The following is a 14,883-nucleotide window of genomic DNA, read 5'->3' as shown; positions in this document are numbered from 1 at the left end:
CTAGACTGGAAACATGGCGGACCGGCTGACCCCTGAGCAGCGCAGCTGGAACATGTCCCGGATCCGGGGCAAGAACACCAAACCCGAACTGCTGGTGCGCAGCCTCCTCCACGCCAAGGGATACCGGTACCGCCTGCACGGCGCCTCGCGCGGCCTCAAACTGCCCGGCAACCCGGATCTCGTCTTCGCCGGCCGGCGCAAGGTCATCTTCGTCAACGGCTGCTTCTGGCACTTCCACGACTGCAAAGTGGGCCAGCACGCCCCCAAGGCCAACGCCGAATTCTGGGAAACCAAACGCACCCGCACGCGGGACCGCGACGCCAGCCAGCGCCGGCAGCTCGAAAACGATGGTTGGGAAGTACTCACCGTCTGGGAGTGCCAACTCAGGGACATGTCCGCCGTCGAGAAAAAGCTTGAGCTGTTCCTCTCGGCGGGCTGACCCACACTAAGCAGGGCTCAGCTCTCGGCCGGAGCCAGCCGGTAGCCCACGCCGCGAACAGTCTGCAGCCAGCGCGGATTCTGTGCGGAATCGCCGAGCTTCTTCCGCAGGTTGCCCATGTGCACCTCAACGGACCGCTCATCCGCCTCGCTGATGTAACTTCCGACGTCGTACGGTTCGTCCCGCAGGCGTCGCACCAGATCCGCTTTGGTACGGACCATGCGGCCCGCCTCGAGCAGCGCATGCAGCAGGTCGAACTCGGTGCGGGTCAGGCTCAACTCTTGGCCGTCGACAGCAACAGTCCGGGATTCGTAGCTCAGGTCCAGGCCGTTGTGGGTGTACTTCCGCCCCTCATGCCCGGCGGCGGACGGCGAGCCGGCCTCTTCGGCGAGATCCGGCGTCGAACGCGGACGCCGCATCATGGCCGCAACGCGGGCACGCAGCTCGCGCGGACGGAACGGCTTGGTGAGGTAGTCATCCGCGCCCGACTCAAGCCCGATCAGGGTGTCCAGCTCTTCGGCACGGGCTGTGAGCATGACGATGTAGGCGTCGGAGAACTGGCGGATCTGCCGGGCGACTTCAAAGCCGTCGATGTCCGGCAGCCCGAGGTCGAGCGTGATGACCGCAGGGTCCAGTTCCTTGGCGGCAAGTACGCCCTCGGCTCCGCTGCTTGCGGCGCGCACGTCAAAACCGGCCTGCGTCAGAACAACGCGCACCAATTCGCGAATGTCGTGGTCATCCTCGATGACCAGTCCCACGCGTGTATCACCCATCGCAGCCCCCTCAGCCCGCTACATCCCGTCTGCAGTATAGCTCCCGGCGGATATCCTGCTCCTATGCGTTTCTCACGCCCCGTCCGGATGGACCCGCGCCCATGAGCAGTATCGCCTGGAAACATTCCTCCGGCCGGATCCTGCTCTTCCGCAAGCCCTTCCACGAGTACTCCCTGCGGGGCAGGGTGATGCTGAGCCAAATGCCGCTTTCCGTGACGGCAGGAATCACAGCTTTTCTCATTCTGGCGTTCTTCCCTGAAACGCTGCTCAATCCCCTTTTCATCAGCTTTCTGCTGTCACAGGCAGTAATACTGATCCTTTGCTACGCCGTGCCTTGGCACCGACTGCCGTATCCGGCATTCCTGGTAGTACCGCTCCTGGACCTGGTGTCGATCTGCCTGGGCAGGGAAGGCGGCCAGGACAGCCTGACGGGACTCAGCCTCATGGCGGTCTTTCCGGTCATCTGGTTATGTGCGTCCGGGCTGTTTCCCAAAGCGGCGGTGGCAATATCGTTCTTCGGCCCCCTGGCAATCATCTGGGTGCCGCTGTTTCTGCGGGGCGCCGTCTCCGGGCAAGACCTATCGCGCTCCTTCCTGCTGCCCGTGATGATGCTGGGCATCGGCGTAACCGTGTCCGTCATGACGCTCAGCATGGTCCGGCAGCAGCGGGACCTGGAGGAGCAGCAGCGCGACCTGGAGGAAAAGGACTCCCAGCTCCGCGGCGTGCTGACCGACAGCAAGCGCCAGGAACGGCTATTGAATACGGTCCTGGACACGGTGCACCTGGGCGTCCTCGCCGTCGATGCGCAGGGCAACGACATCCTGATGAACCGCAAGCAGCGCCAGCATCACCAGTTGGCTTCGCCGCCTACCATCGAAGATCCCAACGAGTCCCAACTGCTGGTGTTCTCCGCCGACCGGACAACCCTGGTCCCCGTCGACCAGCGGCCCGTCCGGCGCGCGATTCTCGGCGAGGAGTTCACCGACTACCTCGTGTGGCTCGGGGCAGGGGCCGACCAGCGTGCCATTTCCACCAGCGCGAGGCCTATGGAGGACCAGGACGGGAACTTCGCGGGCTCCGTCATTGTGTTCAGCGACGTCACCGAGCTTGTGAACGCCCTGGCTGCCAAGGACGATTTTGTCTCCAACGTCTCCCACGAATTCCGGACGCCGCTCACTTCGATTCTTGGCTACGTCGAGCTTATGTTGGACGACGATGACGACGACCTCGCCGACTCCCAGCGCGGCACCCTGGAAATCATCCGGCGGAACTCGGAGCGGCTGCTCACGCTGGTCTCGGACCTGCTGTCCAGCCGCAACGGCCAGCTGCTCGTCTCCCCGAAGGCCGTGAACATGGCTGAACTGGTGCGCACCAGCGTCACCGCCGCCCTGCCGCGGGCGGCGGAATCCGGCATCCACCTGCGGGCCGAAGCCCCGGAGACGCTGGAGGCCCACATCGACGCAGCACGCATCTCGCAGGTGCTGGACAACCTCGTATCGAACGCCATCAAATACTCTCCCGACGGCGGCGACGTGGTGGTGTCGCTGCGCGCCGAGGACGGCCACATGATGTGCAGCGTGAGCGATACGGGCATGGGGATGAGCCAGCAGGACCAGGAGGAGGTCTTCGCCAAGTTCTTCCGGTCCGCAGCCGTCCGCAATTCGGCGATCCCCGGCGTCGGACTCGGGCTGTCCATCAGCAAGGCCATCGTGGAAGCACACGGCGGCCGGGTCTCGCTCCGCAGCGAAGTGGGGAAAGGCACCACGTTTACGTTTGCGGTGCCGGTGCAGAACTGAGCTCTTGCCCGCGGCGTTTTGCGGGGCGTTTGCCGGGTGGCCGCGTCCTCTGCGGGTTACGCACGGTGGTCCTCGATAAGCCAGCCGGCCAGCCGGCGGGCGCGCCGGGCCGCGTCAAGGTCGCCCTCTGCCGCGGAGATGATCGAGCCCTTCATGAGAATGTGCCAGGACCGGGAGAAGTCATCGGTCCGCTGCAGCCCGGCCTCGTCCGCGAGCTGCTTCACATGACCTCGGATCTTGGCGAGGTAGTCGATGCTGGCGCGTCCCAGCGGATGCGAGGCGCCCATTTCCAGCAGCACGTTGATGAAGGAACAGGCTTCGAAGTCCGTGCGATGGAACCAGTCGGAGAAGACATCGAAAATGGCCAGCAGCTGTTGTTCGGGGGTGTCCGCCCTGCGCCTGGCCTCCCCCACGATGGCGTTAAGGGTCCACACCTGGTCGCGCTTCTCGAGGAACGCCAGGACGAGCTCGTCCTTGGAAGCGAAGTGGCGGTAGAAGGTGGCCTTCGCGACGCCGGAACTGCTGATGAGTTCATTGATGCCGACGTCCCGGACGCCACGCCGGGCAAAGAGGTCGTAGGCCGCGCTGACGATTCGTTCGTGCATCCTGGCAGCACCGGTCGCCGCAATCTCCTCGCCATACGTCCGGCCTCCCGATGTGAGCGGGACACCCGGCGCGGCGGTAGGCTGCGGTCCAGTTTGAAGCCCTCCGGAAGGTTCTCTCCCGGCGCTCCACGGCTCGGAGCTTGGTACCTCTGCCATTAGGAACAGTCTATCCCAAAACCCAAGACAGACCTGTCTGTCTTGGGCTATTGTTCATGCAGGTGCGACTAACGGCCGAGGCTCGCCTGGCGCACCACTTCTCCCCAGGACTGCTCGGCAAGGTCAGCGACTGCTGCGAGGATCTCCGACGGCGGCCGGGAAAGATCCAGCGGAAACTCGACGATGTCGATGTCGGTGTTGAGGATCCGCCTCAGCTTGACCTCGCCCGCCCCGGCGTAGACCAGCCAGGCCGTGGGCACCCGCAAGGCCGTGCAGTAGGCCAGCATCTGGAAATGGTCCGCCGACAGGGAGGCGCCTTGGTCGGTGCCCGCGCGGTACTGGGCGTCGTAAACCACCACCGGCCGGCCGCCCAGCAGGTGCACGGCATCCGGGCGCACTGTCAGCCGGTCCGAGTCCCGTACCGCCTCGTTCAGCAGCGCGTTGTACTGCAGCCTCATCTCGCCGGGAAAGGCCGCCATGGCCCGGCGCAGCGCGGCGCCGACGAAATCCTCGAAGACCTTGCCCATGTCGACGACGAAGGACGCCGTCTGCTGCTTGCCCTCCCCCGCCTCCGCGGAAGCATTGCGCAGGATCACCTCGGAGAGCCTCAGCGCCGCGTGATAGCGGAGGTTCATCCGGCTGGCCCGCCACGGCGGAAGCGGAGCCCCGGCGTGGAGGCGGGTAACGCCGTCGAGCTTTCCCTTCAGCTGCCGCAGCCGGCCCAGCACCTCCGGGCGGACGCCCGGGACACGGGACATGCGCTCGAGCGCGGCACGCAGGATACGGTTCTCCGGGATGTCCTCGGTGAACTCGTCGTAGGACACTTCCAGCGGCACGAGCATCCCCGGCCGGCGGGATATCTGGTCCGAGATGCGGATGCGGCCCTTGACCGTCCGGAGCGACTCGTCGACTGTGACGTACCCCTGCAGGACGCCGCGCTGCAGCGCACGTTCGGCGAGCTGCACCAGCGACGCCGCCAGGGCGCTCCACAGCTCCGCATCCTCGTCAGCTGCCACGGTGTCGTCGCGGAAGCCCTGGTCCCCGGCGTAGCTCAGCAGAAAGAGCAGACGGCTCAGTCCGAGCCGGTCCTTCGGCCGCACGTCGAGCTGCACCCGCGGAGTGCGCACGGACCCCACCATGCCGACGGGTTCGATCCGGAACAGTCCCAAGCCCATCGGCGTTGCCTTGGCCAGGCCGCTGGAGTTCAGGAAGGCGGCGCTTTCGGCGTCGAGCTTCTCCACGGTGCCGCGGGAGAGCTCGTCCAGAACGATGTGCCGCAACGCCTGGGCTTGGCCGGCGGGGCTAGCGAGCCGCAAGGCGTCCCAGCAGCTGGTCCAGCCCGAAGCGCTCTTCCAGCTGGGCCCGGTTCAGCTGCCCGTGGTAGTGCTCCTCCAGCAACGGCATGAGCTCGTACTTCCAGATCCGGCGCAGGCCGGCAGGGGTCTGCGCGGCCTTCTTCATGAAGTAGGACGGCCCGATCATGAGGTCTCGGTCCCACTCGTCAATGGCCTGGTTGAGCGCGTCCAGCAGCAGCGCCGGCGTCGTGTCGAGCTGCCGGGCTTCCAAGAATCTCAGCAGCGAGCCCTTCACCGGCTCGGTCTGCGGGTGCAGTTCGATGAACGCAAAGCGGCGGCGGATCGCGGCGTCCATCATCGCGATGGAGCGGTCCGCCGTGTTCATGGTGCCGATGATGTACAGGTTGTCCGGGAGCGTGAACGGCTCGTTGGGGCTGTACTGCAGGTAGATCCGGTCATCGCGGTATTCCAGCAGGAAGTACAGCTCGCCGAACACCTTGGCCAGGTTGGCGCGGTTCATCTCGTCGATGATCAGGAAGTACGGCTTCGACTCGTTGCCGGGCTTGGCCGCCTCCTCCGCGAGCCGGCGCAGCGGCCCGGCGACAAGCTTGAAGGAAACCTGGCCCTCGTCGGTCTTGTCCGGCCGGTATCCCTCGAAGAAGTCCTCGTACGCGTAGGACGGGTGGAACTGGACGAGCTTCACCCGCTCGTCGGTGCTGTCCTGCGCCAGTTCGGCGGCGAGGTGCTTGGCCAGATAGGTCTTGCCGGTTCCCGGCGGCCCGTACAGCACCAGCTGCCGGTTCTCCTCCAGCAGATCGGCGATCTCCTGCAGCGGCTCCGCCTCCATGTGGAGGGAGTCCGCGAACTCCTGCGTCACCGGACGGAAGCCGCCCAGCAGTGGGAGGGCGACGGTGGCGGGTGAGGCATCGGCGTCGGGCTCGGTTTCCGCCTCGGCGGGCAGCAGCGCCTGCAGTGCCTGCACCACCCGGGTGACGTCGACGACGATGCCGGGGGTGGCCAGCTGGCGCTGGATGTGCCGCGGCAGGTCGGTCACGGCGTGGGCCTCGTCGAACCACCGCACCTTGCGGCGCATCCGCCGGTTGTCCCCGTTGTGGTCCGGCTCCCCGAGCACGACGCCGATCCGGACGGTTCCGGCGTTCTGGTACAGCGCGAAGTCGCCCGGCTTCATCACGGTCAGGAAGGCGAAGACGGCGGTTTTGGTGTCCTCCCGCTCCACGTAGCCGAGATGCTTGTAGTCCTCGTCCACGGCATGCTGGACCAGCCCGGCGGTAACGCCGGCGTCGAGCAGGCGGAGGTGTTCGACGTCGAGCGTCACCTTCTCCTCTGCCTGCCAGGCAGCCAGGAGCTCGGCGTTGTCGTGGTGGGTGCGCAGCAGCCAGGCGCGGCGGCCCGGATCCCCGACCTTCCGCCACTGGCTCACCAGCTGCCGGGCGTACCAGTCGATGCGCTGGCCGGCCTGCTCATCCAGGTGCAGGCGGATGCGTCGGATGTCGGCGGTGATCTCCTCCTCACTGTCCCCCTTGGCCCCGCCGACGAGGGAGGCAAAAGCGTCCCTGATCTCCTGGCGTTCGATGTCGGCCACCACCGGCTCGAAGTAGCTGGGCCAGGCGAGGTATTCGATGCTGCGCCGGATGGCCGGCTGGTCCTCGGGAGTGCCGGCCGCCAGCAGGTGGAATGCCAGCGGATCCTTCAGTGCCTTATTGATGACTGCGGTGGATTGCCTGTCGACGTGCCGGACGAACCGGCAAAGCCATTTCAGGTGGTCCCAGATGGTCCAGTTAAACTCGGCAGTCCGGTCGCGGATAACGCCGTGGTCGGTCATGCCCTGGTACAGCTCCTCCGGGAGCTCCAGCGGCGGTTCGAGCCAGGACGCCGCCTCCGCGACGCGGGCACGCTTGACCTTGAGCGACTTGACCTCGTGCGCCAGCGGCAGGGACTGCAAGAAGAGGAGCTCCACGGCCAGCTGCTTCGCCGAGGCGGATGCGTCCGCCAGGTTGTGCCGCAGGTTGGTCATCATGGGCGCCTTGGCGTCCGCGACTCCCCGTTCAAGCCGTTCCAGCAGTTCCGCTGCGGCCTCCGCCGTCCACGTCTGCGTACGGCCGTCCAACGCCGACGGCTTGCCCTGCAGCCCGGCGCCGAGCACAAACCACGCGGCGTCCTCGATCTCTTTGGAGACTCCGAGGGCGCGGTGCATGGCAGGCTTTGGGGCGGGGGTCATGCGTTCAAATTTACAGGGTAAACCTGAACGCAAGCACCATGGCCGGCCCGAAAGCTACTTGCCGGTAACAGCTGGCAGCCGCTTCCGGCCGAAGGCGAAATAGCAGCCCGGGCCGATGAAGTTGACCAGGGTGGCCAGCCGCCAGAACATCTTGGAGCCGCGGATCTGCTCGTCGGGCCGGCGCGAAAGGTCGCGCTGGGCCGCGGCCAGGAAGGCGAGCTGCGCCGCTCCAATCACGATGGTGCCGGTGCGCGCCGCAGGCGGAAGTTCCTTCCAGGACTTTTTCCTCGCTGCCGCTTTTTTCGTTCCCACGTTCCACGTTCCAGCGCTTCGTTTTCACGGTCAATGCTCCTTGCGCTCAATGAAGGGCTCCAGCAGCTGCCTCTGCTCCGGAGTCAGCCGCAGTACCCTTCCGGTGACTTCATCGACAAAGGCCAGGTGGCTTGAGGCCTTCACACAATCGTCGCCAGTTACCGGGTCCTGCACAAGGTAGTGGATGTCGAAACTCGCGCCCTTGACGGCCCCGACCCATACCTGGACCAGCGCCGGAACGTTCCGGTACTCGAGGGTCTTCACGTACCGGATCCGGTGGTCCACCACGAGCGCCATGGTTCCCTTGGGAACCTCGTTGAACAGCGACACGTGCGGGTCTATCCCGGGCAGCCCGGCACCGGCGGGCGGGCCGAAGGCGGCAATGCGCGCCTCCTCCAGCATGCGGACGATCTGGACGTTGTTGATGTGGCCGTAGGCGTCCATGTCCCCCCAGCGCATGGGCACGAGCACCTCAATGCGCCGGGGGTCCGGGTGGCCGCCTCCGGCGTTCGCGGGGGTCAGCTGTGCACCGCCGTCGAATCGTCCACGGGCATCTCCTCGGCATCCGCGCCGGCGAACTGCGACATGTACAGCCGGTAGTAGGCGCCCTCGGCGGCAAGGAGGGTCTGGTGGTTGCCCTGTTCCACGATCTTGCCGTTCTCCATGACCAGGATGGTGTCGGCGTCGCGGATCGTTGACAGGCGGTGCGCGATGACGAAACTGGTCCGGTCCGTGCGCAGGGCTGCCATGGCCTTCTGCACCAGGAGTTCGGTGCGGGTGTCCACCGAGCTGGTGGCCTCGTCCAGGATGAGCAGCGACGGGTTGGCCACGAAGGCGCGGGCGATGGTGATCAGCTGCTTTTCACCGGCGCTGACGTTGTTGCCCTCCTCGTCGATGACGGTGCTGTACCCGTCAGGCAGCGCCCGGACAAAGCGGTCCACGAAGGTGGCCTTCGCCGCTGCCATGACCTGGTCCTCGGTGGCGTCCAGCTTGCCGTACCGGATGTTGTCATAGATGGAGCCGCCGAACAGCCAGGCGTCCTGCAGCACCATGCCCACCTTGGAGCGCAGCTCGGCCCGGCTCAGCTGGGTGACGTCCACGCCGTCGAGCGTGATGGAACCGGAGTTGAGCTCATAGAAGCGCATGACCAGGTTCACCAGGGTGGTCTTGCCCGCGCCGGTGGGGCCGACGATGGCCACGGTGTGCCCCGGCTCGGCGGTGAAGGACAGGTTCTCGATCAGGGGCTTGTCCGGCGTGTAGCTGAACGTGACGTCCTGGAACTCCACGTGGCCGTCGGTCTTGGCCGGCAGGTGCCGCGTGGCGGTCTCGGCGTCCTGCTCATCCGCGTCCAGGAACTCGAACACGCGCTCGGCGGAGGCCACTCCGGACTGCAGCATGTTGGCCATGCCCGCCATCTGCCCCAGCGGCTGGGTGAACTCGCGCGAGTACTGGATGAAGGCCGTGGCGTCGCCCAGGCTCATGCTGCCCGAGGCCACCCGCAGGCCGCCCACGACGGCGATGCCGACGTAGCTGAGGTAGGAGACGAACTGCATCACGGGGAAGATGATGCCGGACACGAACTGCGCGCCGAAGCTGGCCTTGTACAGGGCCTGGTTGCGCTCCTCGAAGCGGTCCAGCATGTCGGCGTCGCGGCCAAAGACGCGCACCAGGTCATGCCCCGAGAAGGACTCCTCAATCTGGCCGTTCAGCTCGCCGGTGTTCTTCCACTGCGCGGCGAACAGCTTCTGGCTGCGCGCTCCGATCACACCGGCCGCGGCACCGGACAGCGGCAGGGCAATCAGGGCGATCAGGGCCAGCTGCCAGGAGACGATGAACATCATGATGACGATGCCGACCACCGTCAGCACTGAGCTGATGAGCTGGGCGAAGGCCTGCTGCAGCGCCTGCTGCACGTTGTCGACGTCGTTGGTTACCCGGGAGAGCACGTCACCGCGCTGCCGGGTGTCGAAGTAGTTCAGCGGCAGCCGGTTGAGCTTCTTTTCCGTATCGTCGCGGAGCTGCCGGATCACCTTCATGACGATCCTGTTGAGGACGTAGCCCTGGAGCCACAGGAAGATGTTGGCCACGAAGTACATCAGCAGCACAGCCGAAATCAGGACGGTCAGCTTCTGGAAGTCGATGCCGGTTCCGGGCACGAGCTCCATCCGGGAGACCATGTCCGCGAAGTTGTCCTGGCCCTGTGCCCGCAGCCCCTCGACGAACTGGTCCTTGCTGACGCCGGCCGGCAGCTGTTTGCCCACGACGCCGCCAAAGATCACGTCCATGGCCTGGCCCAGCACCTTGGGCGCAATGACATTGAGGATCACGGAAATGATCACCATGCCCACCACGACGTAGATGCCGGCGGCTTCCGGCTTCAGCAGGCCCATGAGGCGCTTGGCGGACGGCCAGAAATGCTGGGCCTTTTTAGCCGGCATCGCACCGAACATGCCGCCGTCGGCCTCGCCCGGCTTGTACTCCTCCTCGACGAAGTCGTCGTCTTCGAGGACCGGAGCTTCCGTGCCTGTCTGGCTCTGCAGCTTCTCAGCGTCCTGGCCGGTGCCTGCGTCGAGGTCCTGGCTGCTGCCCTTCTTGTCGGCGCTCATGCCACTTCCTCCACGCTCAGCTGGGACTCAACAATTTCCTGGTAGGTGGGCGACGTTTCGAGGAGTTCCTCGTGCGTTCCCCGGTCAACGATCCTGCCGTTGTCCAGCACCAGGATCTGGTCCGCTTCGGTGATGGTGGAGATGCGCTGCGCGACGATGATGACCGTGGCGTCGGTGGTGGTGCGCTTGAGGGCGGCACGCAGCCGGGCGTCGGTGGCAACGTCGAGTGCGGAGAACGAGTCGTCGAAGAGGTACACCTTGGGCTTGGTGACCAGGGCGCGCGCGATGCAGAGGCGCTGGCGCTGGCCGCCGGACACGTTGGTGCCGCCCTGGGCGATGCGGGACGCGAGCCCGCTCTTCTTTTCCTTCACGAAGCCGTCGCCCTGGGCCACATGCAGCGCATCCCAGAGTTCGTCGTCGGTAGCCTCCGGCTTGCCGAAGCGGAGGTTGTGTTCGATGGTTCCCGAGAACAGGTAGGGCCGCTGCGGAACCAGGGCCACCCGTTTGGTGATTTCCTCGCGGTCCAAGTGGCTGACGGGGACGCCGTCGAGGAGCACTTCGCCGTCGGCCACGTCGTAGAGGCGCGGCAGCAGCGACAGCAGCGAGGTCTTGCCGGCGCCGGTGGAGCCGATGATGGCCACCGTCTCCCCCGGCCGGGCGGTGAAGCTGATGTTGCTCAGGACAGGAGCTTCGGCTCCGGGGTAGGCGAACGTGACGTTGCGGTACTCCACAACGCCCTCCAGCTGCTTGGGCGTGACCGGCTGCAGGGGGTCGTGGATTGACGGTTCGACGTCGAGCACCTCGCCGATGCGGTCTGCGCAGACGGACGCGCGCGGAATCATCATGGCCATGAAGGTGCCCATCATGACGGCCATGAGGATCTGGAGCAGGTACTGCAGGAACGCTGTCAGGGAGCCGACCTGCATGTCGCCGGCGTCCACCCGCTGGCCGCCAAACCAGAGCACGGCGGCGGTGGACAGGTGCAGGATCATGCCGATGGCGGGGAACATCAGGACGAACAGTGCGCCGATCTTGAGCGAGACGTCCGTCAGTTCCTTGTTGGCCTGGCCGAAGCGCTCCGTCTCGTACGGTTCCCGGACGAAGGCACGGACCACGCGTATGCCGATGATCTGTTCACGCAGGACCTCGTTGATGCGGTCGATCTTCGTCTGCATGGAGCGGAACAGCGGCATGAGGCGCACCACGATGTAGCCGACCACCACAATGAGGATGGGGACCGAGACCCAGACCAGCCAGGACAGGTTGATGTCCTCGCGCAGGGCCATGATGATGCCGCCGATGCACATGATCGGGGTGGATACCATGAAGTTCAGGCCCATCAGCACCAGCATCTGGACCTGCTGGACGTCGTTCGTGCCGCGGGTGATCAGGGTGGGAGCGCCAAACGCGTTCACGTCCTTGGCCGAGAAACTGGTCACCTTGCGGAAAACCCCGCGGCGAAGATCGCGTCCCATCGCCATGGCGGTCTTCGACCCGAAGTAGACGCCGGCAATGGCGGTGCCCACCTGGAGGAAGGCCACGAGGAGCATGACGGCCCCGGTGCGCCAGATGAAGTCGGTGTCGCCGCGGGAGACGCCCTCGTCAATGATCTGGGCGTTGAGGCTGGGCAGGTAGAGCGCCGCAATGGTGGATGCCAGCTGGAAGGCGATGACAGCCAGGATGTACGGCAAATACGGTTTGGAATAGCGCCGTATGAGGGTGACGAGCATGCTCACGGATCCTTCGGGAGAGCGCGAATGAATTAAGAGAAGTAATAGCAGACGGGACTGACAGCCCAAGCCTTCCAACTCTACGAAATCTGTTGCCCGTGCGAAACGTAATGCGCGAAGATCATCCCAACGGACGACGCCCGGCTCACGCACCCAAGAGTCGAACGGACGACGCCGGCTCCCGCACCCGAGCGCGAACGTACACTTCAGCCCCCAAGCCGGCTCCCCGCCGTCGTACACCCCGGCCCTTGAACGGGAGTTTTTGTCCAGATATTGGCCCCTGGAGGGGGTTTAGCCGCCATTATCTGGACAAAAACTCCGTCGGAGCGGGCGCTATTCGCCGCGGTGCTTGCCGTGCGAGGCGATGTAGTGCGCCGCGGCGCTCTGGAGCTTCCGCTCCTTGGCCAGCCGGCGGCTCAGCGCCTTCAGTTCGGCGCTGACCCGGGCCTGCTCCTGCGCGATGATTCGCTGCTGCTCAGCCTGCCGGGCCACGGCGTTCAGGGCCGCGGCCAGCTGAAGCTGCTGCTCGGCGAGGAGCCCCTGCGTTTCCTGGATGAGCGGCACCAGGTCCGCAGGCTTGGTGTGCATCTCAGCCAGCATGGTCCGGGCCCGCGCCGGCGGTTCGTTCATCGGCAGGACGGGTTCCGCTGCCGGCTGCCGGCTCGGGTAGGACGGTGACTTGGCGTCGCTGGCCAGTTGGCGGGTCAGAACTTCGGCGAACTCACGCTCGAGGTCGTCGTCGGAATACTCAGCGGCAGGCCGCCCGGAAGCCAGCCCGGCATCCGGTTCAGGATCGGCAGCAGCCTCCGGGCGGATGTCCACGGTCCGGCGCAGCGGCTGTTCCTTGATCAGGAGCACGGCAATGAGGGCAACAACGGCAATGACGCCAGAGATGAGGAAAATCTCGGCAGTCGCGTCCCCATAGGCAGCCCGCATGATGTCCCGGATCGGGGCGGGCATGTCGGCCAGGTCGAGGCTGGCGCCGGAAGCGCCGGAGCCTGCCTTGATGCCGGCGTCGGCAAGGCCCTGGGTGGCCAGTTCCTTGACCCTGTTGCTCATGATCGCGCCCAGCACCGACACGCCGATTGCACCGCCTACGGATCGGAAGAAAGCCACGGAAGCGCTGGCTGTGCCGATATTGCTGGCGCTGACTGTGTTCTGTACGGCCAGGACGAGGTTCTGCAGGAGCATGCCGAGCCCCAGTCCCAGGATCGCCGTGAACACTCCGGCCTGCCACAGTTCCGTGGTGTGGTCCATGGTGCCTGCCAGGCCCAGGCCGCCGATCAGCAGCACCGTACCCGCGATCAGGTAGCGCTTCCATTTGCCGGTGCGGCTGATCATCTGCCCCGAAACCACTGAGCCGACCAGGTTGCCGGCGATCATGGGCAGGGTCAGGAGGCCCGCCTCGGTGGGTGTTGCGCCGCGTGCCACCTGGAAGTACTGGCCCAGGAAGGTCGAGGAGCCGAACATTGCCACGCCCACGGCCACGGAGGCCCAGATCGCCAGGGCGGTGGTGCGCTCGGAGATGATCTTCAGCGGGATGATGGGCTGCTCGACCTTGGATTCAACCAGCACGAGCAGGGCCAGCAGCACCACGCCGCCGCCCACCATCAGCGCCGACTGCCAGGACCACCAGTCGTAGTAGTCGGGGTTGCCCGCGAAGGACACCCAGATGAGGAGCAGGCTGACGCCGCTGGTCAGGAGGATGGAACCGAGCCAGTCAATCTTGGCAGGCCGCTTGACGTGCTGGATCTTGAGCGTGATCTGCAGCAGGATGAGGGCGACGACGGCGAGCGGCACACAGACGAAGAACGTCCAGCGCCAGCCCAGCGGGCTGTCAACGATGAAGCCGCCCAGCAGCGGTCCGCCGGCCGTGCCGACGGCCATGACCGCACCCATGTAGCCGGAGTACTTTCCGCGGTCGCGGGGCGGAATCATGGAGCCGATGATCGCCTGGGCCAGCGCTGTCAGGCCGCCCATGGCGATGCCCTGGACAACGCGGGCCGTCAGCAGCAGCGGGATGGTCTGGGACAGGCCGGCCATCACCGATCCCGCCACGAAGATCACGATGCTGAGCTGGACCAGGACCTTCTTGTCGAACAGGTCAGCGAGTTTGCCCCAGACCGGGGTGGTGGCTGCGTTAGCCAGCAGCGCGGCGGTGATGACCCACGCGAAGTCCGTCTGTGTGCCCTTGAGCTCGGACATGATGGTGGGCAGCGCGTTGGCAACGATGGTGCTGCTGAGGATCGCGGTGAAGAAGGCAGCCAGGAGCCCGGTCAGGGCCTCCATGATCTGCCGGTGTGTCATGGGGGCCTGGGGCGGGTGGGCCGAAGGGCGTGACGTGGCCGTCCCGGAGGCGGCAGCGTGGCTAGCCAATGAACTGCTCCTTGCGTTTGGTAGTGGTTGTGATGGGGCCGGCCGTCGTTGCCCGGGCGGATTCCCGCAGGGATTCCGCAAGTTTGGAGAGTACTTTCGCCGTCTCCGCGGCGTCCTGCTGGCTCCAGTCCTGGAGGTATTCCTGCAGCGTGGCCACGCGGTGTTCCTCGATCTCGACGAGCTTCGCGCGGCCGGCGTCTGTGAGGGCGACCAGTTGCGCGCGGCCGTCGTCGGGGTCGGGCCGCCGGTGGACCAGCCCGAGTTCCTCAAGCTCCGCGATGTGACGGCTGAGGACGGGAGCGCTGACTCCCAGCCTTGCGGCGAGGTGCGTGGCGCGGGATTCCTTCTCCCCCACGAAGCGAAGGACGCCCTGCAGCGCCACTCCAGCCTCCAGGCCGCGCGAGTTCGAGACGGCCGCGCACCGGACGGCGCGCTGAAGGTCGAAAATCTGCCGCACGAGTTCGGCCGCCGTGTTTGGCTCAACTGCCATGATGGATTGCCCCTTATTGCTTGCCTTAGGCAACTATAGCAATAAATGGTTGCTTTAGGAAACTAA

The 14,883-nt window shown here is 65.8% G+C and carries 12 protein-coding genes; 2 read left to right on the top strand and 10 right to left on the bottom strand.

Translation table 11 applies throughout. The features are described 5' to 3' along the window. Positions 1 to 13: 13 nt before the first annotated feature. Positions 14 to 439 (top strand): very short patch repair endonuclease, encoded by a 426-nt coding sequence (locus LFT45_RS05435; RefSeq protein WP_236807279.1) that lies wholly within the window; start codon positions 14 to 16, stop codon positions 437 to 439. 17 nt (positions 440 to 456) lie between these two features. Here LFT45_RS05435 and LFT45_RS05430 read toward each other — a convergent pair whose 3' ends face one another. Further along, a complete protein-coding gene (locus LFT45_RS05430; RefSeq protein WP_236807277.1) occupies positions 457 to 1,212 on the bottom strand; it encodes a response regulator transcription factor in 756 nt (251 codons plus the stop codon). 101 nt (positions 1,213 to 1,313) lie between these two features. On the opposite strand from LFT45_RS05430, the gene LFT45_RS05425 reads away from it, so the two are divergent. Further along, positions 1,314 to 3,008: a sensor histidine kinase gene (locus tag LFT45_RS05425; RefSeq protein ID WP_236807275.1), complete on the top strand. Its 1,695-nt coding sequence runs from the start codon at positions 1,314 to 1,316 to the stop codon at positions 3,006 to 3,008. A 56-nt stretch (positions 3,009 to 3,064) separates the two neighbouring features. On the opposite strand, the gene LFT45_RS05420 is transcribed toward LFT45_RS05425, so the two are convergent. From LFT45_RS05420 to LFT45_RS05380, 9 genes are all read right to left on the bottom strand, one after another. After that, positions 3,065 to 3,613, bottom strand: a complete 549-nt coding sequence (locus LFT45_RS05420) for a TetR/AcrR family transcriptional regulator (RefSeq protein ID WP_111902914.1) — start codon at positions 3,611 to 3,613, stop codon at positions 3,065 to 3,067. A 224-nt stretch (positions 3,614 to 3,837) separates the two neighbouring features. Continuing rightward, positions 3,838 to 5,034 (bottom strand): 5-methylcytosine restriction system specificity protein McrC, encoded by a 1,197-nt coding sequence (locus tag LFT45_RS05415; protein ID WP_442863616.1) that lies wholly within the window; start codon positions 5,032 to 5,034, stop codon positions 3,838 to 3,840. Positions 5,035 to 5,071: 37 nt separating this feature from the next. Then, a complete protein-coding gene (locus LFT45_RS05410; protein ID WP_236807271.1) occupies positions 5,072 to 7,303 on the bottom strand; it encodes an McrB family protein in 2,232 nt (743 codons plus the stop codon). 54 nt (positions 7,304 to 7,357) lie between these two features. Beyond that, a complete protein-coding gene (locus LFT45_RS05405) occupies positions 7,358 to 7,615 on the bottom strand; it encodes a hypothetical protein (protein ID WP_236807270.1) in 258 nt (85 codons plus the stop codon). Positions 7,616 to 7,645: 30 nt separating this feature from the next. Next, positions 7,646 to 8,074: an acyl-CoA thioesterase gene (locus tag LFT45_RS05400; protein ID WP_236807268.1), complete on the bottom strand. Its 429-nt coding sequence runs from the start codon at positions 8,072 to 8,074 to the stop codon at positions 7,646 to 7,648. 59 nt (positions 8,075 to 8,133) lie between these two features. Further along, the gene (locus LFT45_RS05395) at positions 8,134 to 10,065 is read right to left on the bottom strand and encodes an ABC transporter ATP-binding protein (RefSeq protein WP_236808993.1); all 1,932 of its coding nucleotides are present in this window, start codon (positions 10,063 to 10,065) and stop codon (positions 8,134 to 8,136) included. Between the two features lie 152 nt (positions 10,066 to 10,217). Beyond that, on the bottom strand, positions 10,218 to 11,951 hold the full coding sequence (locus LFT45_RS05390; protein ID WP_236807265.1) for an ABC transporter ATP-binding protein: 1,734 nt from the start codon (positions 11,949 to 11,951) through the stop codon (positions 10,218 to 10,220). 333 nt (positions 11,952 to 12,284) lie between these two features. Continuing rightward, positions 12,285 to 14,258 carry an MFS transporter gene (locus LFT45_RS05385; RefSeq protein ID WP_236808991.1) on the bottom strand — a complete coding sequence of 658 codons (1,974 nt, stop codon included), beginning with the start codon at positions 14,256 to 14,258 and terminating at the stop codon, positions 12,285 to 12,287. 61 nt (positions 14,259 to 14,319) lie between these two features. Next, positions 14,320 to 14,817, bottom strand: a complete 498-nt coding sequence (locus tag LFT45_RS05380) for a MarR family winged helix-turn-helix transcriptional regulator (RefSeq protein ID WP_102973229.1) — start codon at positions 14,815 to 14,817, stop codon at positions 14,320 to 14,322. Between the last annotated feature and the right edge of the window lie 66 nt (positions 14,818 to 14,883).

This window comes from Arthrobacter sp. FW305-BF8 (assembly GCF_021789315.1).
GTDB lineage: Bacteria > Actinomycetota > Actinomycetes > Actinomycetales > Micrococcaceae > Arthrobacter.
The sequence above is the reverse complement of the archived record's forward strand: the minus strand, read 5'-3'. Positions and strand labels throughout refer to the sequence as shown.